The 21,281-nt window shown below is 42.0% G+C and carries 20 protein-coding genes; 12 read left to right on the plus strand and 8 right to left on the minus strand.

Translation table 11 applies throughout. The annotated features are described in order from the left end of the window. Window positions 1–3: 3 nt before the first annotated feature. The 4 genes from GWK08_RS09550 to GWK08_RS09565 are packed head-to-tail and all read left to right on the plus strand — an operon-like array spanning window position 4 to window position 5,898. A complete protein-coding gene (locus GWK08_RS09550; protein WP_163606766.1) occupies window positions 4–789 on the plus strand; it encodes a class I SAM-dependent methyltransferase in 786 nt (261 codons plus the stop codon). Next, window positions 786–2,747 (plus strand): condensation domain-containing protein, encoded by a 1,962-nt coding sequence (locus GWK08_RS09555; RefSeq protein ID WP_163606768.1) that lies wholly within the window; start codon window positions 786–788, stop codon window positions 2,745–2,747. Before GWK08_RS09550 ends, GWK08_RS09555 begins: the two co-directional genes overlap by 4 nt. Window positions 2,748–2,752: 5 nt before the next feature. Next, window positions 2,753–5,155 (plus strand): condensation domain-containing protein, encoded by a 2,403-nt coding sequence (locus tag GWK08_RS09560; protein WP_163606770.1) that lies wholly within the window; start codon window positions 2,753–2,755, stop codon window positions 5,153–5,155. Continuing rightward, window positions 5,152–5,898: a 4'-phosphopantetheinyl transferase family protein gene (locus GWK08_RS09565; RefSeq protein ID WP_163606771.1), complete on the plus strand. Its 747-nt coding sequence runs from the start codon at window positions 5,152–5,154 to the stop codon at window positions 5,896–5,898. The genes GWK08_RS09560 and GWK08_RS09565 overlap by 4 nt, the downstream gene beginning before the upstream one ends. Window position 5,899: 1 nt before the next feature. Here GWK08_RS09565 and GWK08_RS09570 read toward each other — a convergent pair whose 3' ends face one another. Beyond that, window positions 5,900–6,478: a pyridoxine/pyridoxamine 5'-phosphate oxidase gene (locus GWK08_RS09570; RefSeq protein ID WP_163606772.1), complete on the minus strand. Its 579-nt coding sequence runs from the start codon at window positions 6,476–6,478 to the stop codon at window positions 5,900–5,902. Continuing rightward, entirely contained in the window at window positions 6,462–7,202 is a 741-nt protein-coding gene (locus GWK08_RS09575) for a metallophosphoesterase family protein (RefSeq protein WP_163606774.1), read from the minus strand. Before GWK08_RS09575 ends, GWK08_RS09570 begins: the two co-directional genes overlap by 17 nt. Before the next feature lie 135 nt (window positions 7,203–7,337). Between GWK08_RS09575 and GWK08_RS09580 the strand changes: the two genes are divergently transcribed. Together GWK08_RS09580 and GWK08_RS09585 are read left to right on the plus strand one after the other, a co-directional pair. Further along, window positions 7,338–7,880: a DUF4142 domain-containing protein gene (locus GWK08_RS09580; RefSeq protein WP_163606775.1), complete on the plus strand. Its 543-nt coding sequence runs from the start codon at window positions 7,338–7,340 to the stop codon at window positions 7,878–7,880. Window positions 7,881–7,882: 2 nt separating this feature from the next. Further along, entirely contained in the window at window positions 7,883–8,218 is a 336-nt protein-coding gene (locus GWK08_RS09585; protein WP_163606776.1) for a plastocyanin/azurin family copper-binding protein, read from the plus strand. 52 nt (window positions 8,219–8,270) lie between these two features. On the opposite strand, the gene GWK08_RS09590 is transcribed toward GWK08_RS09585, so the two are convergent. Next, a complete protein-coding gene (locus GWK08_RS09590; RefSeq protein WP_163606777.1) occupies window positions 8,271–8,726 on the minus strand; it encodes an Lrp/AsnC family transcriptional regulator in 456 nt (151 codons plus the stop codon). 118 nt (window positions 8,727–8,844) lie between these two features. Between GWK08_RS09590 and GWK08_RS09595 the strand changes: the two genes are divergently transcribed. The 3 genes from GWK08_RS09595 to GWK08_RS09605 all read left to right on the plus strand — a co-directional run bounded on the left by GWK08_RS09595 (window position 8,845) and on the right by GWK08_RS09605 (window position 11,184). Next, window positions 8,845–9,555 (plus strand): sulfite exporter TauE/SafE family protein, encoded by a 711-nt coding sequence (locus GWK08_RS09595; RefSeq protein WP_163606778.1) that lies wholly within the window; start codon window positions 8,845–8,847, stop codon window positions 9,553–9,555. Window positions 9,556–9,665: 110 nt separating this feature from the next. Beyond that, window positions 9,666–9,881 (plus strand): hypothetical protein, encoded by a 216-nt coding sequence (locus GWK08_RS09600; protein WP_163606779.1) that lies wholly within the window; start codon window positions 9,666–9,668, stop codon window positions 9,879–9,881. Window positions 9,882–9,999: 118 nt separating this feature from the next. Beyond that, complete coding sequence (locus tag GWK08_RS09605; RefSeq protein ID WP_163606780.1) at window positions 10,000–11,184, plus strand: PQQ-dependent sugar dehydrogenase; 1,185 nt, start codon at window positions 10,000–10,002, stop codon at window positions 11,182–11,184. Between the two features lie 56 nt (window positions 11,185–11,240). Here the strand turns inward: GWK08_RS09605 and GWK08_RS09610 are convergent, their stop codons facing one another. Further along, entirely contained in the window at window positions 11,241–12,488 is a 1,248-nt protein-coding gene (locus tag GWK08_RS09610; protein ID WP_163606782.1) for a serine hydrolase domain-containing protein, read from the minus strand. 210 nt (window positions 12,489–12,698) lie between these two features. Here GWK08_RS09610 and GWK08_RS09615 point away from each other — a divergent pair, with 210 nt between their 5' ends. Continuing rightward, complete coding sequence (locus GWK08_RS09615; protein WP_163606783.1) at window positions 12,699–13,796, plus strand: sensor histidine kinase; 1,098 nt, start codon at window positions 12,699–12,701, stop codon at window positions 13,794–13,796. Continuing rightward, a complete protein-coding gene (locus GWK08_RS09620) occupies window positions 13,783–14,493 on the plus strand; it encodes a LytR/AlgR family response regulator transcription factor (protein WP_163606785.1) in 711 nt (236 codons plus the stop codon). Before GWK08_RS09615 ends, GWK08_RS09620 begins: the two co-directional genes overlap by 14 nt. 34 nt (window positions 14,494–14,527) lie before the next feature. Here the strand turns inward: GWK08_RS09620 and GWK08_RS09625 are convergent, their stop codons facing one another. The 3 genes from GWK08_RS09625 to GWK08_RS09635 are packed head-to-tail and all read right to left on the minus strand — an operon-like array spanning window position 14,528 to window position 18,048. Then, window positions 14,528–16,069 (minus strand): acyl-CoA carboxylase subunit beta, encoded by a 1,542-nt coding sequence (locus GWK08_RS09625; RefSeq protein WP_163606787.1) that lies wholly within the window; start codon window positions 16,067–16,069, stop codon window positions 14,528–14,530. 29 nt (window positions 16,070–16,098) lie between these two features. Beyond that, complete coding sequence (gene accC, locus GWK08_RS09630; protein ID WP_163606789.1) at window positions 16,099–17,541, minus strand: acetyl-CoA carboxylase biotin carboxylase subunit; 1,443 nt, start codon at window positions 17,539–17,541, stop codon at window positions 16,099–16,101. Window positions 17,542–17,565: 24 nt separating this feature from the next. Continuing rightward, complete coding sequence (locus tag GWK08_RS09635) at window positions 17,566–18,048, minus strand: acetyl-CoA carboxylase biotin carboxyl carrier protein subunit (protein WP_163606790.1); 483 nt, start codon at window positions 18,046–18,048, stop codon at window positions 17,566–17,568. 149 nt (window positions 18,049–18,197) lie between these two features. On the opposite strand from GWK08_RS09635, the gene GWK08_RS09640 reads away from it, so the two are divergent. Continuing rightward, window positions 18,198–19,427: an Nramp family divalent metal transporter gene (locus GWK08_RS09640; RefSeq protein WP_163606792.1), complete on the plus strand. Its 1,230-nt coding sequence runs from the start codon at window positions 18,198–18,200 to the stop codon at window positions 19,425–19,427. Between the two features lie 11 nt (window positions 19,428–19,438). Here the strand turns inward: GWK08_RS09640 and GWK08_RS09645 are convergent, their stop codons facing one another. After that, the gene (locus GWK08_RS09645) at window positions 19,439–20,158 is read right to left on the minus strand and encodes an SDR family oxidoreductase (RefSeq protein WP_163606793.1); all 720 of its coding nucleotides are present in this window, start codon (window positions 20,156–20,158) and stop codon (window positions 19,439–19,441) included. Window positions 20,159–21,281: the final 1,123 nt, after the last annotated feature.

Raw genomic sequence — 21,281 nt, forward strand, 5'->3', positions numbered from 1 at the left:
AATATGAAAAGAGTAAGAAGATCTGAAGATTTTGAGGTAAATATTACCATTAACCGGGATACATTTATCAATCCTCCCCGGCAGATGCAGCGGGGTGCGGTAGTAAACCGTGCGTTAAAGGAATTTACCGCAGATCTGTTTGCCATTCACGAACAGGCCAAGCATTTTGTTGCCGGCTCCACCTCACATTCTATGGACGATCGCAGCCAGGGGGAACTCAGCGAGCAGGAGATCATGGAAGACTGGCAGATCCCGGTTATGCAGACCATGGCCGATGTTGTTTGCGACCGTTCAGGAGATATTCTGGAAATAGGCTTCGGAAGAGGTATATCTTCAGATATGATACAGGAGCATCAGGTAGACTCCCATACCATAATGGAATGTAATGACAGTGTTATAGATGCATATCATCAATGGAAACAGAAATACGAAGGAAAGGATATCAGGATGGTCAGGGGCCTCTGGCAGGACACTATTGATGACCTGGGGCTTTTTGACGGGATCTTTTTTCACACCTATCCTCTGAATGAAGAAGAATATATGAAATACGTAAATGAAAGTATCACCTTTGCGGAGCATTTCTTTCCGCATGCTTCCGCACATCTGAAGCCGGGAGGTTCCTTTACTTATTTCTCCAATGAGATCGATTCGCTTAGCAGGGAACATCAACGCCTGCTGCTTAAGCATTTTTCTTCTTTTCAGATACAGGTCGTTTCTCTCCAGATGCCTGAAGATGTTAAGGACACCTGGTGGGCGAATTCTATTGTTGTGGTTAAAGCGATAAAATGAAAAAAACAGATATAAAATACAGGATAGACAGCTTATCACCGGAGGCCAGGGAGCTTTTTCTCAATAACCTCAAGGAGTTAATACGGTCTAAGTCTGAAAAGGTTTCTTCTGAAGAAAAGAAACGTATTGTTGCCTATGTTCAGGGGAAGGGATCCTTCGAAAAAGAGCAGCTTAAAACCTATCTGGAAGGAGAATTACCGGACTATATGATCCCTTCCGTTATTATACCTATGCACAAAATACCGGTGCTTCCGAATGGAAAAGTAGACAGAAAGAACCTACCGTCAACCGCAGAGATACAGGAAGATACACAGGCCGGTTTTGCGGAGGCGAGTAATCAAACTGAAGAGATACTAATTAAAATATGGGAAGAAGTCCTGAACTTCAGCCCTATCAGTGTTAATGATAATTTCTTTGAGATTGGAGGCGATTCCATTCTCAGTATTCAGATCATAGCCAAAGCCAGGAAAGCGGGAATCGAATTACAGGCCAATCAGCTTTTTGACAATCAGACCATAGCCGAACTGGCCCTCTTTGCCAAAAGCCAGGACGCAAATACTGAAACGGAAGAAAAGGCAATAGAAGGACAAGTTGAACTGACCCCTATACAGCATTGGTTCTTTGACACTCATAAAAACGCTCCTCATTACTGGAATCAGGCTGTTGAAGTAACCGGAAATAAAGAACCCAAAAGACAACAGGTTGAAGACTATATAAAAACATTGATCCGCCGTCATGACGCATTTCGCCTTAGTTTTAGGAACACTGGAAGCGAATGGAAAGCTGAGGTATTAACTCAGGATAAAGTAAATGCTTTCCGCTATTTCGATCTCAGCAATGCAAAAGATCGGGACAAGCAGGAACAGCAAATCAACGATCTCTTTGTAAAAGTACAGGAGGAAACCAGGCTGGAAGAAGGTTCTCTCTTTAAATGCCTGTATTTTGACTGTGGGGATACGCAGAACAACAAAGTTTATCTCCTGGCTCATCACCTGGTAACCGATATGATCTCATGGAAGGTAATTATTAAAGATCTCATCAGCCTGAACGGACAAACAGAAGAGCTGGAAAAGAAAACATCTTCTATAAAAGCATGGGGAGACCATTTATTAAAGCAGTCGCAGTCTGAGAAAATACAGGAAGAAATAGCATTCTGGAAGGCCCAGGAAAATGATGCTGCTCCCCTGCCGCAGGATTTCGATATCGAAACTTCGGTTGTTCAGGAAAGCAGCATAGAGGTACTTACGGATAGTTTTGATAAGGAAAATACCCGAACGCTTTTAAATGAGGCCAACACCAGGTATAACACCAAGGTTCATGAGTTGCTTATCTGTGCACTACAGGAAACGATATGTAATTGGGCCTCTTCAGAACACTTCTGTCTGGGGCTGGAAAAACACGGTCGGGTGTCGGAAGCTACTCAACCCGATATATCCAATACGGTAGGATGGTTCACTTCCTATTTCCCCCTGACTTTTAAGCGAGAGGTGGGTAATGATACAGGACTGAAGATAAAAAGCATCAAAGAAAAAATACGAAGTGTTCCGAACGACGGAACCGGCTACGGGATCCTGAGATACATTTCTGGAGAAGAAAGCCTTGATCAGCAACCACAGGTAGTTTTCAATTATTTGGGGAATCAGGAGGATATGAACGATGAAACTGGTTTAAGTTTTAAGGAAATTACAGAAGATACGAGGTCTCCCGAAAGTGAACGCAACTATAAAATTGAGATCAATGCCTTTGTAAAAGAAGGAAAGCTGCAAATGAACTGGAGTTACAGCAGGGAGTTGTATAAGGAAACAACACTGTCGGAACTGACCGGGGCTTTTAAAGACAATTTACAGAATATCATAAAACACTGTACATCTACGGATACAGAAGAATATACCCCATCCGATTTTCCCGAGGCCGGTTTGAGCCAGGAAGATCTGGATAATCTAATGCAAGGAATATAATTAATATGGATACAGCCAAAAAACCTAAGATAGAAGCCATTTTCCCTCTTACGAATATGCAACAGGGCTTGCTTTTTCATTATCTGTCTGCTTCTCATGATCAGGGATTTTTGCACGTTCAGTGTAGCCTGAAAGGTTTTTTAAATACCTCCCTGCTGGAGAAAGCATGGGAGCATACAATAAAACGACATCAGGTACTGAGAACCACAGTACACTGGAAGAATATTGAAAAACCGGTACAGCTGGTTCATCCCGAAAAGTCGATGAACTGGAGGTATTTAGACTGGAAAACTTATTCCAAAGAAAAAAAGGAGGAAGAACTTTCCAAACTAAAAGCTACGGATCGTGAAGCGGGAACCGATTTCGAGCAAGGGCCTTTACTTAACATCACCCTTATTGAAATGGAGAAGGATGTTTTCTGCCTTTTATGGCCTTGTCATCACCTGCTTCTTGACGGTTGGTCTTCCAATAATATTTTAAAAGATGTCTTTGCTTATTACCAGGCTTTTTCGGAAGATAAAGCACCGGTACTTGAAGCACTACCTTCCTATAAATCCTATCTTAACTGGACAAAAACACATGACAGTTCGGAAGCCAGGGAGTTCTGGGAAAAGACCTTTTCCGGATTCGGACAAGCCAATCTGTTTGATAAACGGGAAAGCAAAACCGAAATAAAGGATGCCATCTCCGATGAGATACAATTATCGGAAGAGGATACGAATAAACTTTACAGCCTGGCAAGGCAATTAAAAATAACTCCTAATTCCCTGATCCAGGGATTGTGGACACTCCTTTTAAGCCGTTATTTTGAAAGCGAGGATATTACCTATGGTACAACGGTTTCAGGACGTTCTGCAAATTTTCCTAACATAGAACTTCTGAGCGGGATGTTTATGAATGTACAGGCCGTTAGAATCCTTATCAATGGTAATGATACGGTTTCAGGCTGGTTAAAAACCATTCAGGATCAGCAACAGCAAGCCAGAAAACACGAACATATTACTATGGATGAGGTTATGTCGTGGATAGACAGACCTGCAGCTCTTCCTCTGTTTGACAGTCTTCTTATTTTTGAAAATTTCCCGTGGGAAGACTCCCAGGGCGGGGAACTTGAGATCAGCGATTTTAAGAGCGGCCTCACCTCTACCTACCCGCTTACACTGGTGGTAGTGCCCGGAAAACACACAAAATTTAAACTGCTTACTTTTTCAGAGATCATTAAACCATCATCCGTAAAGTGGTTTTTAAAGGAACTCACAACACTTCTGCATGCTTTAGCTGCCGATAAGGATCTGACTTTAGAAGGGCTTTCCCAGAAAGCTGAGGCTCCTCAGAAAGAAGTGCTTAAAGAAAAGAAAACAAGATCGGCCGTATCCTCCAAAAATTATGTTGCTCCGAGGAATAAGCTGGAGTTGCAATTACTGGAAGTATGGGAAGACCTCTTCGGGGCCCGTTCGATCGGAATACACGATAACTTTTTTGAAATAGGCGGGAAATCGCTGCTGGCGGTAAAGATGTTCTCGGTTATTGAGAAAAAGATCAATATAAAACTCGCCCCCACTACCCTGCTGGAGCATCCAACAATTGCTTCCATTGCAGAGTTTATCAGTAAAGGTGAGCAGGAAGAGAACTCCTGGAAATACCTGGTGCCTATCAGGGCCGGAGGATCTAAAACTCCCCTGTTCTGTATTCATGCAGGTGGAGGACATGTATTCTTTTACAACCTCCTTCCCTCCCATCTGGATGCCGAAAGGCCGGTTTATGCGGTTCAGCCTTCAGGTATAGACGGACGGGAATATGCGCATACCAGTATAGAGGAAATGACTTCGGATTATCTTACGGAGATGAAGTCAATTCAGCATAAAGGCCCTTACAATATCATGGTTTACTGTTTTAGTACTGCCATTGGGATTGAAATGGTGCGTCAGCTGGAAAAGCTGGGAGAAAAGGCTAATCTGATCGTCATAGATACTATGGCAGAGCAGGAAAGCCTTATGACCATTACACGTATAAAAATGCGATTGCTCACTCTTTCCAAAAGAATGATAAAGACACCTTTCAAAGCGCTGGGGATGATGTTTACAGACCGGTACAACCGATATGTCAAACCTCTTATAACCACATTATTCGGCAATAAGTACGAAAGAGACCTTCAGCAGTTAAAGGCCAACCTGGTTACCATTTACAAAAAATATGAGTGGAAGGATTTTAATGATCAAGTATCTCTGATCCTTACCGAAAAAGACGATCCTATCATGAACAGGGAGTTTATCCGTTCCTGGAAGCGATTGGCCCTGAAAGGAGTCAATACACTTTACTCTGAGGGGAGTCACCGTACTCTTTTTGAGGAGCCTGATGTTAAGTTTGTAGGCGAAAGAATTGAAAACTGTATAGAAGAAAGCCGATGAATCCGATTTCCTTCAACAGGATTGAACTGAAACCGCAAAGTGCGCATATCTGGCATATAAGTATTGATCAGAATAAGGCACTGCTTAAACAATTCGGGGAATTACTATCCGCAGATGAAAAGAAAAGAGCTGAGAAGTTTTATTTTGCCAAAGACCGTCATTGTTTTGTCATTGCCAAAGGGGCTTTGAGGACATTGCTCGGCAGCTACCTGCAAACAGACCCATCCGGAATCCGGTTTCAATACGGATCACACGGAAAACCCCACCTTGATGATTCCACTTCTCTGAGATTTAACCTGTCGCACTCGGGAGATGCCATAGTACTTGGCTTTGTACATGATCTCAGTATCGGAGTAGACGTAGAAAAAATAAAAGACGATATCGAATTAAAGGATATTGCCAAAAACTTTTTCTCCAAAGAAGAGGTAAATGCCTTGCTGAGCCTGAAGGAAGAAGTACATCCCAACGCTTTTTTTAATTGCTGGACGAGAAAAGAGGCCTTTATCAAGGCTAAAGGAAGTGGCCTGTCCTTTCCTTTGCACGAATTCGCCGTAAGCCTGGAGCCCGGTAAAGAAGCGGAACTCCTTCAAACCAAATGGGATCCTGACGAAAAGCTAAAATGGACCCTCGCTTCCTTCGAACCCGAAGAATCTTATGTGGGAGCTGTAGCTATTGAAGGGAATATTCCGTCTATTGTTCACAAAAACTGGAATGAATACAGATCGGCTTTGGTAACCCAATAGATCAGGGTTGAAGAATACTCTTTTTCCATTGTTCCCCTTCCCTGCTGAATAATACTCTGTAATGGAGTCTGCTCGTTTTAAATTCCATGAATTCTATTCTAAGAGGTGAGATCTTAAAGCCTCCCCAGTTTTCCGGTTTTTGCATTTCCTTCCCTTCCATCTTTTTACACGCGTCACTATACTCCTCTTCTAAAGAGTTGTAATCGGATATTTCTTCTCCCTGCCTGCATAGATGGGAAACTACCTGAGAAGAAAAACTTCTCTCTTTAAAATAAGCCGATGCATTCTCCTCAGAGATAAGCGAGACCGTACCCTGAATACGTATTTGTTTTTGGGTTGCCGGCCACCAGAAAGTAAGTGCCACTTTATCTGAAGAAAGGATCTCCCTGCCTTTTCTGGAATTCAAAGGTCCGCAAATGATAAAGTGCTCATCGCAGATCTCTTTAAGGGAAACAAAGCGGGAATTCGGAAATCCGTCTTCTCCCACGGTCGAAAGACAGCAAGCTGAGGGGATATCTTCGGAAGAGTTATTCAGTTCTTCTTTATACCACCTGTTAAAAATATCAAAGACCTCCTTCATTCAGCAAAGTTTTAAATTCAACTATATGAGTCCGTAACTCATCACCATTCAACTCAATTATTCTATACCCGAAATTACTGTTGTTGATCCTGATCTGCTCCGGATCCTTTTCTACCTGGTAAGAAACCGCCGGACTGATATACTGCCTGATGTTTCCATGTGTCCGTTCATCACCCATATGATAATGCCCGCAAAAGATATACACTTCATTTTTATGAGCTGAGAATATTTCCTGAACAGCTTCCCTCCCATTCAGAGCGTATTTCCTGTCCATTAGCGAATAACTGTCAAGTACAGGATGATGTATAAAGACCAACAGTTTTTTATCGGTGTCGAGCTGGTGTCTCAGCCACTCCATTTGTTCTTTATCTGTGATCCCTGATGAAGAATCCATAAAAACAAACCTGAAGGACCTCTCATCATAGGAATAGTAAAGTTTACCCTTTCCCTGGTTGAGATGATGGGAATAATGCATGCTGATCCCGGCATAGGTATCGTGATTGCCCAGCACTATTTCTGCCTGTTCATCATACTTTTTTAATGTGGAGAAAAAAGCTTTATTACTGGCCGTGTTGCCAAGATCCCCGCCTATGATAATTCTATCTATATTTCTCTCCAAAGCATCCTGAAGTACGCTCTCCAGGTTTCTATAGGCATCTATCCTATACTTAAGCGGAAACCCTTCCTCCAGATGTATATCGGTTATATGTGCAATTTTCATCATTTGAAACTTTGAATTACAATAGTATGGAATAAGACCTCCCTGAATGTACATAATCTTGCTAAAAAAACGGGAAGTTTTGTAACCCGGAACTCATTTTTTTATCTAAAACTTGTTTAACCATAAAAAAAAATAAAAATGAGGACTATAAAAAGAATGCACATTCTGGCGGGAATGACATTAATGCTTATTGGTTGTCTTTCTGCCTATTCCCAGGAAAATCCAAAATTATCCGATCCGGAGGTTGCCTCCGTAGCGGTAGTGGCCAACCAAATTGATATCAGCTATGCCGAGATCGCAATGAAAAGATCCAAGAACAAAGATGTACTTGAATTTGCGCAACGTATGCTTACAGACCATAAGGCAGTTATAGAGCAGGCGGTGGCCCTGGTTACAAAATTAAGTGTGACCCCAAAGGACAATGCCGTAAGCCAGTCGCTGCTGGAAGGAGCAAAAGAAACAAAAAAGATGCTTCAGAAAGCAAGTAAGAAAAAATTTGATCAGGTATATATAGATAATGAAGTTGCCTATCATGAAGCAGTAATAGAGGCCATTAAAAACCTTCTGATCCCGGAGTCGGAAAACAGCGAGTTAAAAGAGTTGTTAACTAATGTCCTTCCGGCACTAGAAGCACACCTGGAGCATGCAAAAATGGTTCAGAAAAAAGTAAGCAAATATTGATCATGAAGAAAAGACTGTTAGTACCGGGCTTTCTTGTTCTGTTTGTATTTATGGGGATGGGATATACAGCCCTTAACAAAACTCCTGAGCCAAAAACCCACATAGTGGAGATCAAAAAACTAAAATTTATTCCGGCAGAACTCACTGTAAAAAAGGGAGATACTGTTATCTGGATCAATAAGGATTTCTTTCCGCACGACGTGACGGAAGAAAAAAAAGGAGCCTGGTCCTCTTCTACCTTACAGAAGGGAGAATCCTGGAAAAAAGTAATTACTGAAAGCTCGGATTACCTATGCAACCTGCACAAGGTCATGAAAGGGAAATTGATAGTTATGTAGGCTGATTAGTGCAGTAAGGAAAAGTCATTATCCGGAAAAAGATGATTTTAACTCAACCGGATAATGGCTTTTCTATATGCTCATTTTCAACCAGGTCGGAAAGGATCAGATGCGTTGTGGTATCTCCATAAATAATAAGGCGGTCGATAAAGTTTTGCAGATGCCTCTGATCTTTCAACACTACCTTCATATGGATATTCTGCGGTCCGGTAACACGATAGCACTCCATGATCTCCGGAAACTGATCAACGGCAGTCATAAATGCCTGGAGTTTTCCGCTGAACAACTTTAACATTACAATGGCTTCCAGGCCATAACCCAGTTTTTCCCTGTCGAAAAGTGTCTTATACTTTCTAATTATCCCTTCGTCTTCGAGGCGCTGTACCCGTTCCCGAACGGCGGAGGGCGACAGGGATATTTTACGTCCCAGATCGGCAAAGGAGTACCTAGCATTATTCCTTAATAGTTCTATTATTTTCAGGTCTGTTTTATCAAGTGCGCTTTCCATGGTAAAAAATTATGTTAACCATTTTTTCAACATCAAAAATACAATTTTACATAAAAAACCACTTCACAATCTACTGAAGACCTTTTAATTTTGCCTGTATAAATCAAATACGAAGATATTGGAAGTCCTACTAATAGCTATAATCGGAATTTTTTGCGGGTTCTTTGTTCAAACCATGATCGGTTTTGCGGGGGCTCTTATCTCCCTCCCGATCTTATTATTTGCCATGAACCTTCCGGATGCGGTTGCCTATATCTCTATTTTTTACTTGTTCTCCAGTGTGTTTATGATAGCCAAAGAATGGAGACATATCGATAGAAAAATTATATTAAAACTAACCCTTACCACTGTAATCGGTCTGGCATTAGGGGTTTATGTGCTGGGCTACGGGAAACCGGTCCTTTTAAAAAAGGCATTGGGCATTTTTGTTATTATCTACGTCCTCTACAGCTATCTGGCAAAGCAGAAAACTTCGGTCTTCTCCAAAAGCGGAACTCCCTTTGGTTTATTAGGTGGTTTTGTTTCGGGCCTTTTCTCTACAGGCGGTCCTGTTTATATTATTTACATAAACGATACGGTAAAGGATATGAGGGTTATCAGGGCTACCATGATAGGTATTCTGGGACTTATATCGGTATTAAGAGTACCTATGTTGGGTTATAATCAGATGCTTAACGCAGAGCACTTTATCAATTCTCTTTATATCTTTCCTTTCTTTCTCCTGGCTCAGTTCCTCGGAAAGAAAGCCTACGGAAAATTAAATGCCGGTACTTTTAAAAATGTACTTATGATACTGCTGGGGATTTCCGGGCTAAGCCTGCTTTTTTAGACGGTGCTCCTTGAATAAAATTCATGCTAACAGGAATAAATAGTACGGTTTATCCGTTATTTAAATTGTTGTTCGTTCTATTTGTTTTATTTTTTATTTAACTTTAGCTCATGTATTTTTTAATTCCGGCCATACTGATCATAGTCTCCAACCTGTTCGGTTATTTTATGTACAAATCTTTTCGTTATGCCGGACATTACAATGATCTTTATCAAAGCACCCAGGATCCCAATCATGAAAAAGAAGCCAACAGCTGGCTTGTTAAAGGGCTTAAACACCTGGGAATAGCTATGCTTGCCATTGTTCTGGCCATCCTCACTTTCTAAGCTGTTTTTACTGCTTATTTCCTTGATATCTTTACCCGTTAACGGAAAAGTTCTTCATTTTTAAATATTTTTATATGATATAACGTTATAATAATCATAACATTAACTGATATCTGCTATGAAAACACTACTTAATTACTGGTGCCTTCTTTGTATGGCACTATTTATTTCCTGTAATGGTTCCAGTTCTGATGATGACGGGACGCCCACCGATGATGAAGGAACAACTCCGGGAATGACTGTTACAAATGCCTTTGCCGGCCTGAATTTTAACCGACCTGTCGACCTTCAGAGTCCGAATGACAATACCGATCGCATATTTGTAGTTGAACAAAGAGGAGTGATACGCGTCTTCAATAACGAAGCCGATACTACCACTTCTTCTGTTTTTCTGGACATTCAGAGTATTGTAAACGATTCGGATAACGAAATGGGATTACTGGCTATGGCCTTTCACCCCGACTATGCCAATAACGGTTATTTTTATGTCAACTATACCGGAGCAGCCGGAGCTTCCTTTGTATCCCGCTTTCAGGTATCGGCAACCAATGCAAATGCAGCAGACGATTCGAGTGAACTTGTTCTGCTCACCATTCCTCAGCCGTTTACAAATCACAATGGCGGACAACTTGCGTTCGGTCCTGACGGATTCTTATATATCGCTTCCGGAGACGGAGGCTCGGGAGGAGATCCGCAAGGTAATGCTCAGAACAGGGCCAACCTGCTCGGAGCTATTCTGAGAATAGATGTGGACCAGGTATCTCAGGGACTCAATTATGCGATTCCGGCAGATAATCCATTTGTCAATGATAATACCGCAAGAGGAGAGATCTTTGCTTATGGCCTGCGTAATCCCTGGCGTATGAGCTTCGATACTCAGACCGGAACGCTATGGGTCGGAGATGTGGGACAAGGTAATTTTGAAGAGATCGATATCATAGAAAGCGGAAATAACTACGGATGGAATATCCTGGAAGGAAATGATTGCTTTCAGGCGAATACCTGTAATCAAAATGGCTTAACGGCACCCGTTTTTGTGTACAATCACAGTAATGGAGATCTGTCTGTTACCGGAGGGTATGTCTACAGGGGAAGCAGCCTTCCCTCCCTTCAGGGGCAATATATTTATGCGGACTTTGTTTCGGGTCGGATCTGGGGACTGACATTGAATCAGGATAACAGTGTTGTTAACGATCTTATCATTGATACTGGATTTAATATATCATCGTTTGGTACCGATAATAATAATGAACTTTTTATCTGCGGTTTTGATGGAAACATCTATAAACTGGAGATGAATTAAGCTGTTGACTTGCTCATCCCTTAGGATAGGATCCATAAGGGATGAGTTTTTTTTAATCACTGATTTTCCGTTTCCAGGAAAATAGCCGCCAGTTTCATTACTTCCGTCCAGAACAGGCCGAAACTTTCGGCCCTGGCGTTCATAGAAGCGTTAATTACAAGACTATATTCAGGGAAAAGTACCAGGAAATTCATGGAGCCTTTGCTTACCCCTCCGTGGTGTACCATCCATACAGGTTTCTCTCCATCAAAAATATGTTCATAGGTATAGTCTTCATAGGACCTCCAGCCTAATGCATATTGTTGTTCATTGATCTCTCCGTTCCTAAGTCTTTGGGGAGTCCAGAATTCTTTTCTCATTTTCGGAGATATAAAAACAGTGTCGTTCAGGTATGCATTCCCCATTTTTACAAGGTCGCTGGGAGTTGACAAAAAACCACCCCCGGCCCATTTGTAGCTAAGGTTAATATCATTGGCTACCAGTCCCATGGATCGCCATTCCCTGTATGACCTTCCTTTGGTCTCATAAAATCCGGCAAGATGCTCTATATTTTCTTTACTGTGATCCCCAAGGGTATTGGTCATTTTTAACGGACGGAAAACTTCCTTTTCCATATACGGCAGAAAAGATTCTCCCGATGCCTGTTCCAATACAGCACTGGACAGGACAATATCGAAGGTAGAATATGCATAATCTGTTCCGGGTTCATAGAGAAGTTCAGCTTCATTAAAAATATTCAATGCTTCCCTTACCGTGGGAAAGTGATAACAATTACAAAGGGTATACTTCCAGCTCTTAACCGGGAAATCCCCGTAATTCCCAAGTCCGGCCGTATGGCTCATCAACTGACGTGTGGTGAAATTCCATTTCTTTTTGGGATAATTCAGAATGCTGTCTCCTACATATGCATCCAGGTCCAGTTTTCCTTTATCTGCCAGCCTGGCTACTCCTGTTGCAGTAATAGCTTTGGATGTACTCCCTACCCGGTATTTGGTATCCGGGCTTGCAGCCAGCATTTCTTCTATCCTGGCATATCCGATGGCTTCAGACCAGATGATCTTATTATTCATCCCTACAGCCACAGAGAAGGAAGGTACATTCAGTTTTCCGGGAATTTCCTTCAGGTATTTACTGGCCTTATCTATGGATAAAGCGTATTCCCTGTCGTAAATATGAGTGGTAACGGGTAATGAGGAAGCTTCAGGAGATCTTTCCCAGCTCGAAAGGTCGTATACCTTCCACAGAATAAACAGTGACAATAGTATCAGGGTTATCCTTAAAAGTCTTTTATAGATTTTTTTCATCTTAAATGGTTTTACGTTTCTTTTCTGCAAAGTTGATGCAGGGAAGCATGCCTTATCCGGATTATCGACAGATCGGGTGATCACAGCGACCGAAAGCCAAAAATCCCTCCAGCCCGTTTTTATCTACTTTTACGGCAGATCTGTCTTCCTATCCCCCATTTTCGTCTACTTTTTCCAGGCTGATGGTTATTAAGAAGTATATTTGATCTTATGGCCACAGCAGATCAAACTCCGTTTCCATTAATTTCCGGTAATCGCATTGTTAACCATCTGATATTCTGGATCGTTTCCTTCGGAGGCATCACCTTAATACAATCTTTTGCAGCGGGCAACAGCGATGATCTTACTTGTATATTTTTTCAGAACCTGAAGCATATAATTCCTCTGCTTATCACGGCATATTTTATAAACTATTACCTGATCCCGGTGTATTTCCGGTCGGGCAGATATCTGCTTTTTATAGTCTTTGGAGTAATCTTTACCTATTTTGTATGTGCCCTGGACAGGATCATCAACGTTCATATTGCCGAGCCTCTTTTCCGTGAGGGGGAGTTTGTCAAGGAAAGTATTTATGAGATCATGACCGATTGGAAGCTGCTGATCTCAGATTATTTCCCCCGCCTGTATCTTATTGCATTTGCAATGACCTTTGTACGGTTGATCAAGTCTAAATTCGAAATAGAGCAGCGCAATGCCGAGCTGGAAAGAGAGAAGGCTGCTGCAGAGCTTAACTTTCTTAAATCCCAGATCCATCCGCATTTCCTGTTCAATACCCTGAACAACCTTTATGTATTGACGTTAAAAAAATCGGACCAGGCGCCGGACACAGTGATCAAGCTTTCTGAAATGCTGGATTATATGCTCTATAAATGCAGTGACAGATACGTTTCTATCGAGAATGAAGTTCAGTTACTGGACAACTATATAGCTCTTGAAAAACTGAGATATGGCGATAGTTTACAGATAGAATTTTTAAAAGAGATCGATAACAATGCTACCGAAATAGCACCTTTAATATTGTTATCTATTGTAGAAAATGCCTTTAAGCATGGAGCCAGCGGAACCTCTGAGGATGCCGAAATAAAAATTGAACTCAAGCTAAGAGATCGACAACTTAATTTTAAAGTATACAATGATAAAAACCCGCTGGAACAGGCAGATCCTGCAAATTATAAAAAAGGAATAGGGATCAGGAATATCAGGAAACAGCTGGAATTGATCTATAAAGAGTATAACTTTGCTATCGAGGAAACCGATAAGAGTTATACGGTTAACCTTTTTATCGACCTGAGGAATGAAGACCATTAATTGTGTGATCATAGACGATGAGCCCCTGGCTATAGAGCTTCTGGAAACTTATATAGAACAGTTACCGGCCTGTAAACTACTGGCTTCCTTTAAAAATGCAGTAGCTGCTTCCGATTTTATCCGGGATCATAAGGTAGACCTTTTATTCCTGGACATTCAGATGCCCGTACTTTCGGGAATGGATTTCCTGCGTTCGCTTTCCAATCCTCCCAGGGTGATCTTTACCACAGCATACAGGGATTATGCCGTGGAGAGTTATGAGTTAAACGTGGTTGATTATCTGTTAAAGCCCTTTACCTTCGAGCGCTTTTTTAAGGCGGTGAATAAATTTCAGGAATCCGGAGAAGTTGCATCAACAGAAACAACCGAAAAAACCGGAAAAGAGCCGGGTCATATCTTTGTAAGGCATAACAAAAAACACCTGAAACTAAACTTTAACGAGATCCTGTATCTGGAGAGTATTAAAGATTATATCCGGATACATACCGAAAATAAAAGGATAGTACTTAAGGATAAGATCAGTGGTTTTTATGAGCAGCTTCCCAAACATATCTTTATCCGTACGCATCGTTCTTATGTGGTGAACAGGGAAAAAATAACCGCCTATACCATGAATGATGTGGAGATCGGAGATCTTGAGATCCCTATTGGCGGTTTATATAAGGATGAAGTCCTGAAACAACTGGGAGTAAAATGAATCACTGCCCCCGAAGGAGCAGTGATCTTTAGTTTTATAACGGGATATTTCCGTGCTTCTTAAAAGGAAGTTCTGCCTGCTTATTATCCAGCATCGCATAGGCCTTGATAAGTTTTCTTCTTGTGTTTTCGGGAAGAATAACTTCATCAATAAAACCTCTTTCGGCTGCCCTGTACGGATTGGCAAATTTATCGGCATATTCCTTTTCTTTTTCCGATAGTTTTAATTCAGGATCATCTGCTTCACTTATTTCCTTTCTGAAGATGATCTCACTGGCTCCCTTGGCTCCCATTACGGCAATCTCTGCCGAAGGCCATGCAAAATTCATATCGGCACCGATGTGTTTGGAATTCATTACATCATACGCTCCTCCATAAGCCTTTCTGGTAATTACCGTTACTCTCGGAACCGTAGCTTCACTCAATGCATAAAGCAATTTGGCTCCGTGAACAATGATCCCGTTCCACTCCTGATCGGTTCCGGGAAGGAAACCGGGAACATCTACCAGTACCAGTAAAGGGATATTGAAGCAATCGCAGAAACGTGTGAATCTCGCTGCTTTTTTGGAACTGTTTACGTCCAGTACCCCCGCCAGACTCATAGGTTGATTGGCAACAATACCGATGCTTCTTCCGGCCAGGCGTGCAAAGCCTACAATAATATTATCCGCATAGTCCTTGTGGATCTCATAAAAGGAATCTTCATCAATAATACCCGAGATCACCTCGTGCATATCATAAGGCTTGTTGGCACTGTCGGGAACTATTGAGTTTAAAGAAGGCCTAATTTCTTCTTTTAATTCGAAAGGAAGGGATTTGGTTTTCTCTTTATTGTTCTGCGGAAGGTAACTCAGCAGTTTTTTCACATCTTCCAGACATTCGATATCATTTGCTGCGGTGATATGGGTAACTCCCGATTTGGTGGAATGTGTACTGGCACCCCCAAGTTCTTCGGAGGTAACTTCTTCATTGGTTACTGTTTTAACCACATTCGGACCGGTAACAAACATATAACTGGTATCTTCTACCATAATCGTAAAGTCGGTCATGGCCGGAGAATACACAGCTCCTCCTGCACAGGGCCCCATAATAGCAGAAATCTGAGGGATTACCCCCGAAGCCATTACGTTGCGGTAAAAGATATCTGCATATCCTCCCAGTGAACGAACTCCTTCCTGGATCCTTGCTCCTCCGGAGTCGTTAAGGCCGATAAGGGGAGCTCCCACTTTCATGGCGTGATCCATTATTTTACAGATCTTTTCGGCATGAGTTTCAGACAAAGCTCCGCCGAAGACAGTAAAGTCCTGTGCAAAAATATAGATCAGCCTGCCATTTACAGTTCCGTATCCGGTTACTACTCCATCTCCGTAGTAGATCTGATCCTGCATTCCGAAATCGGTTGTCCTGTGTGTAACCAGGGCCCCTATTTCTTCAAAAGAACCTTCATCCATCAAATATTCGATCCGCTCGCGAGCCGTTAACTTCTTTTTCTGATGCTGTTTCTTTATCCTGCCTTCTCCTCCACCCTCATGTGCTTTGGCAATTTTATCTTTTAATATATTGATCTTTGAATCCATTATTTCTCTTCAGTTAAAGTCGGTTTAATTTAATTTTGCGCTACTCTCAGTAGTTTACGGTCCTCCAGATATTTCTTCAGGCCAACCAGCGCTGCCAGTTTTGCTTCCTGCTCGTTCTCTTCGGTAAGTTTCTCCGAGGAATAGTAGTTCTTTACAAAGTGCGTATCGAATTTCCCTGTTCTGAAAGCCTCGTGTTCGCAAACAAACTTTCCGAAAGGCAGAGTGGTCATGATCCCTTCGATATTATAATCGCCAATGGCATCGATCATTAACTGAATAGCTTCTTCCCTGTTCTTTCCGTAAGTAATAAGTTTGGAAAGCATAGGATCGTAATAAATAGGTACTTCCATCCCCTCTTCAAAACCATCATCCAATCTAATTCCTTCTCCTTCGGGGGTTTTATAGGTTGATAAAGTTCCCACACTGGGCAGGAAATCGTTTAAGGGATCTTCCGCATACACCCTTAATTCCAGGGCATGTCCGTTTATCTCCAGATCATCCTGACCAAAAGAAAGTTTTTCTCCCCTGGCGATCTTTATCTGCTGCTCTACCAGATCTACCCCCGTAATCAGTTCTGTAACGGGATGCTCTACCTGTAGCCTGGTATTCATTTCCAGAAAGTAAAAATTAAGCTGATCGTCCACCAGGAACTCCACCGTACCGGCACCGATATAATCGCAGGATTTTGCCACTCTTATAGCGGCCTGCCCCATAGCTTCCCTGATCTCGGGTGTAAGTACAACCGAAGGGGCTTCTTCCACTACCTTCTGATGTCTTCTCTGTACACTACACTCTCTTTCAAACAGGTGAAGCACCTTACCGTGTTTATCGGCCAGCACCTGGATCTCTATATGTCTCGGAGATGCTATATATTTTTCAATAAAAACAGAACCGTCTCCAAAAGCTGAAACCGCTTCGCTAATAGCCCTGTCCATTTGTTCCGGAAGCTCTTCTTCGTTATCAACGATCCGCATTCCCTTTCCTCCACCTCCTGCCGAGGCTTTGATAAGGATCGGGAAACCGATTTCCCGGGCAATGTCTTTGGCTTTATCTACATCGGTAATAGCTTCGTCTATTCCGGGAACCATTGGGATATCGTATTTCTTTACTGCTTCCTTGGCCGCAAGCTTACTTCCCATAACCCTGATAGAATCGGATCCGGGGCCTATAAAAACAATGTTATTCCTTTCTACTTCTTCTGCGAATTCTGCATTCTCACTCAGGAAACCGTAACCGGGATGTATACCGTCTACACTTAGTTTTTTGGCTACTTCTATGATCTTATCTCCTTTCAGGTAAGATTGGCTGGAAGGGGCTTCCCCTATACAAACAGCTTCATCTGCAAATTCCACGTGTGGTGAATTCCTGTCTGCTTCTGAAAAAACAGCTACGGTTGAAATTCCCATTTTTTTGGCGGTTCTCATCACCCTGAGTGCTATTTCCCCCCTGTTAGCAACTAGTATTTTCTTCATTTATTCCTACTTTATTTTTTTAGACTATTCTAATTCGATCAGCAAGGCTCCTTTATCTACGGTCTCCCCCGTATTAACCGTTACCGATTTGACAACTCCGTCTCTCGGGGCCATCAGGATATTTTCCATCTTCATGGCTTCCATAACAACCAGAGAGTCGTTCTCACTTATACTATCGCCCTCCGCTACTTTCACGTCTATAATAAGACCCGGCATAGGAGCTTTAACGGTATTTACCTGTTTGGACGATCCTAAGGAAAGTCCCATTTCGGTAATAAGCTGAGCAAGTTCATCTGAAATGGAAACAGAATAGCTATTGGTACCTATTTTAATTGTATAATTCTTATTGTGGAAATCGGATTCGGTTATTACAACATCCAGGGATCTGTCGTTGTTTATGATATGATATCCCGAATCTCCTTTTTGAATACTGTCAACTCCTTTTACATCTTCCTCTGTCAGGTCAAAATCGAAGGAATTATTGACATTAACTTTAAATTTCTTCACTGGAACAATTTTAATTGAATGAATTATTTTCGATCGTCATAAATATAGCAATACTAAACATAAGAATTAAAAAATACAATGATCATACTTCCTAACTTTTAAATCTTATTTATATTTAGACGCTGGCAAGCTTCATATTTGACATAAAAGTGACAAATTTTACAAAAAGAATCAATAATGTTTTAGGCCCCGGGTTTTTGATCGCCGCTACAGGTGTGGGGGCCGGAGATATGATAGCAGCTACTGTTGCCGGTGCCCGGTTCGGGCATGTGGTTCTGTGGGCCTGTATTGTGGGGGCTGTATTTAAATACGTACTTAACGAAGGTGTTGCCAGATGGCAACTCGCCACAAAAACCACGCTGCTGGAAGGCTGGGTCAAAAGGTTCCACTCTCTTATTTCGATTTATTTTACCGTCTACCTTTTTATCTGGAGTTTTATCGTGGCCGGCGCCCTGATGGCTGCATGCGGTCTGGTGGCACATACCATTTTCCCACAGTTGTCTATCGAAAGCTGGGGGATCATTCATTCTATTCTGGCTGTTCTGCTGGTGCTTATCGGGAAATACCGCTTTCTTGAAAACATCATGAAAGTATTTATCGTGCTGATGTTCTCTACGGTCATCATCAACCTTTTTATTATAGATGTAGAATGGGGAGCCATCCTTAAATCTGCTGTTCTTCCGAGGATCCCGGAAGGAAGTATAGAACTTATCCTCGGGGTTATAGGAGGTGTTGGCGGAAGTGTTACCATGCTGTGTTATAATTACTGGATCAGGGAAAAAGGATGGAACGAGATCGGTGGGATCAGTAAAATAAAGATCGATCTTAAGATCGCATATATGCTTACGGGATTGTTTGGAGTGGCCATTATTGTATTGGCCTCCAGTGTTAACCCCGAAGTGGTGAGCGGCAGTAAAATTATTCTGGGTCTGGCAGACAAGCTTGCCGAAACCGTGGGGACTTCAGGAAAATGGATCTTTATGGTCGGTTTCTGGGGAGCTGTTTTTTCATCCATGCTCGGGGTATGGAATGGTATTCCCTATATTTTTAACGATCTGGTGGTTAGCTACCGCAACAGAAAGGGAATTACAAAAAATGCAGAGGTCAATACCAAATCGAATTACTATCGCCTCTTCCTCTGTTACCTTGCATTCCCTCCCATGCTCCTGTTATTCCTGGATAAACCTGTATGGATCATCGTTCTTTATTCGATCGTAGGTGCTTTTTTTATGCCTTTCCTGGCTTCTTTGCTCCTTATTATGAATACCAAAATCTCATGGGTCAAAAACTACAGGAACAAGTGGTATACCAATGTCCTGCTAAGCCTTTCCATTTTGTTATTCCTCTACCTGCTGATCCAGGAGATCCTTAAGATCTGATATTAAAACCCTTATTTTGTCGGTGGCATTGCAGGGCGTACTTCCACTTTGCTGGGCAGTACCCTGGGATTCATCCGGAGAAGATCTATTACCATCTGACCCAGATCTTCCTTCTGTATTCTCCAGTTCTGGCCTACTTCGGGTGTCCTTCCGTTAAAATAAGTAGCAACAGAACCCGGCATGATTGTGGTAACTTTTACCCCGTAATTCCTCAGGTCGAGCATTAAAGCCTGGGTAAAGCCCGTTAAACCGAATTTACTGGCATTATAGGCGGTCCCTCCAGCAAAAAAGTTAGTTCCGGCAAGGCTGGAAATAGTAAAAATATAACCCTTTGCGGCCTTAATATGTTCTACGGAAGCTTTCACGCTGTTAAAAACCCCGGTTAAATTGGTATCGATGGTTTCCTGCCACTGTTCCGGGCTCATGTCTTCTATGGATGCGAAATGTCCGATCCCTGCATTGGCAACCACTACATCCAGGGAACCCCATTCTTTGATGAGTTGCTCTACTACTTTCTGCTGACTTTCCAGATCTCTTACATCTGCCTGCATACCAATTATTTCTCCTTTTCCCAGGTTGCTTAATTGGCTTGCCGCTTCCTGTGCTGATTCCAAAGAACGGCTGGTAATAACAACACGCATTCCCTGGTTTAACATGGCTTCGGCTATTCCGTAGCCTATCCCCTTACTACCTCCGGTGATCAAGGCTGTCTTTTGTTCTAATTTTTTCATGAATTCATATTTAACTCTGATTTCAAGATAAGAAATGCATTAGAATTTTATTGAATATTTAGGGTTAATTGTTTGGTTGGTAGTTGTTAGTTGGTGGTTGGTAGTTGTTGGTTGTTGCTCCTTCGTTTTACTTCGGAGCACGTGGGTGGTTGATGGTTGTTCGTTGTTGGTTATTGATCATTGATAATTGATAATTGGTTGGTGGTTAGTATTGAGTACAAAGTATTGAGTCCCGATAGCTATCGGGATGAGAAAATGTCAGTTCGAGCATGGTGAAGCTATCCCGCTATGATATTGAAAGATTACTTCGTCGCTTCGCTTCTCGTAATGACCTAAACGAGTGTCATCTCGAGCGCAGTCGAGAGGTGGGATTTGAAACATTGGAATTTGGTTGGTGGTTGTTGGTTGGTGGTTATTGCTAATTGACAATTGGTTATTGATCATTGGTTAGTATTGAGTACAAAGTCCCGATAGCTATCGGGATGAGTATTGAGAAGTGTGTCACCCTGCCTGCCGGCAGGTAGGTTCAAGCATCTCGACTACGCTCGATACAGGCTCGTCGAGAGGTGGGGTTTGTACTCCTTTGCTGAAGCTTCGGAGTATGAAAAAGACGGAAGGGTTAAATAACTCCCGAAGACTTGTTATTCAGTTTAAAAAGAAATGTTATTCAACTCAACAAGAAAGGTTAAACGGTTTAAGAAGAGTAGTTAAACCATTCAAGATAAAAAGTTAAACAACTCAGGAAAAAAGGTTAAACCACTTTTGGCGATTTGTTTAACCACTCTGAAAAAGGCCCTGAATATGGGCGTTTCGGGTTATTTAAATTGCTTTTTTGAGGTGTTATATTCATTTTTGGCTTGACCCAAAAACGAACCAAACCTGCCTGCCGGCAGGCAGGAAACTCAAGACTGATTTTAAATTCCTTGAAATCCTACAAAGCTTTTACACCCGCGCAATTCAGATCGTATTTGCTTCGCAAATTACTTTTTGGATAACTTCCATCCCCCACGGTAAAATCTTTTTGATTTCTGGCGGAATTGAAAATAGGTCGGGTTCTTTTATTAGTGCTTAAGATGATTTCCTGTAAATAGGAACTGTCCCCTTGAGGGGACTTTAGGGGTGT

Source organism: Leptobacterium flavescens, from assembly GCF_010671605.1.
In the GTDB taxonomy this organism is placed as follows: domain Bacteria; phylum Bacteroidota; class Bacteroidia; order Flavobacteriales; family Flavobacteriaceae; genus Leptobacterium; species Leptobacterium flavescens.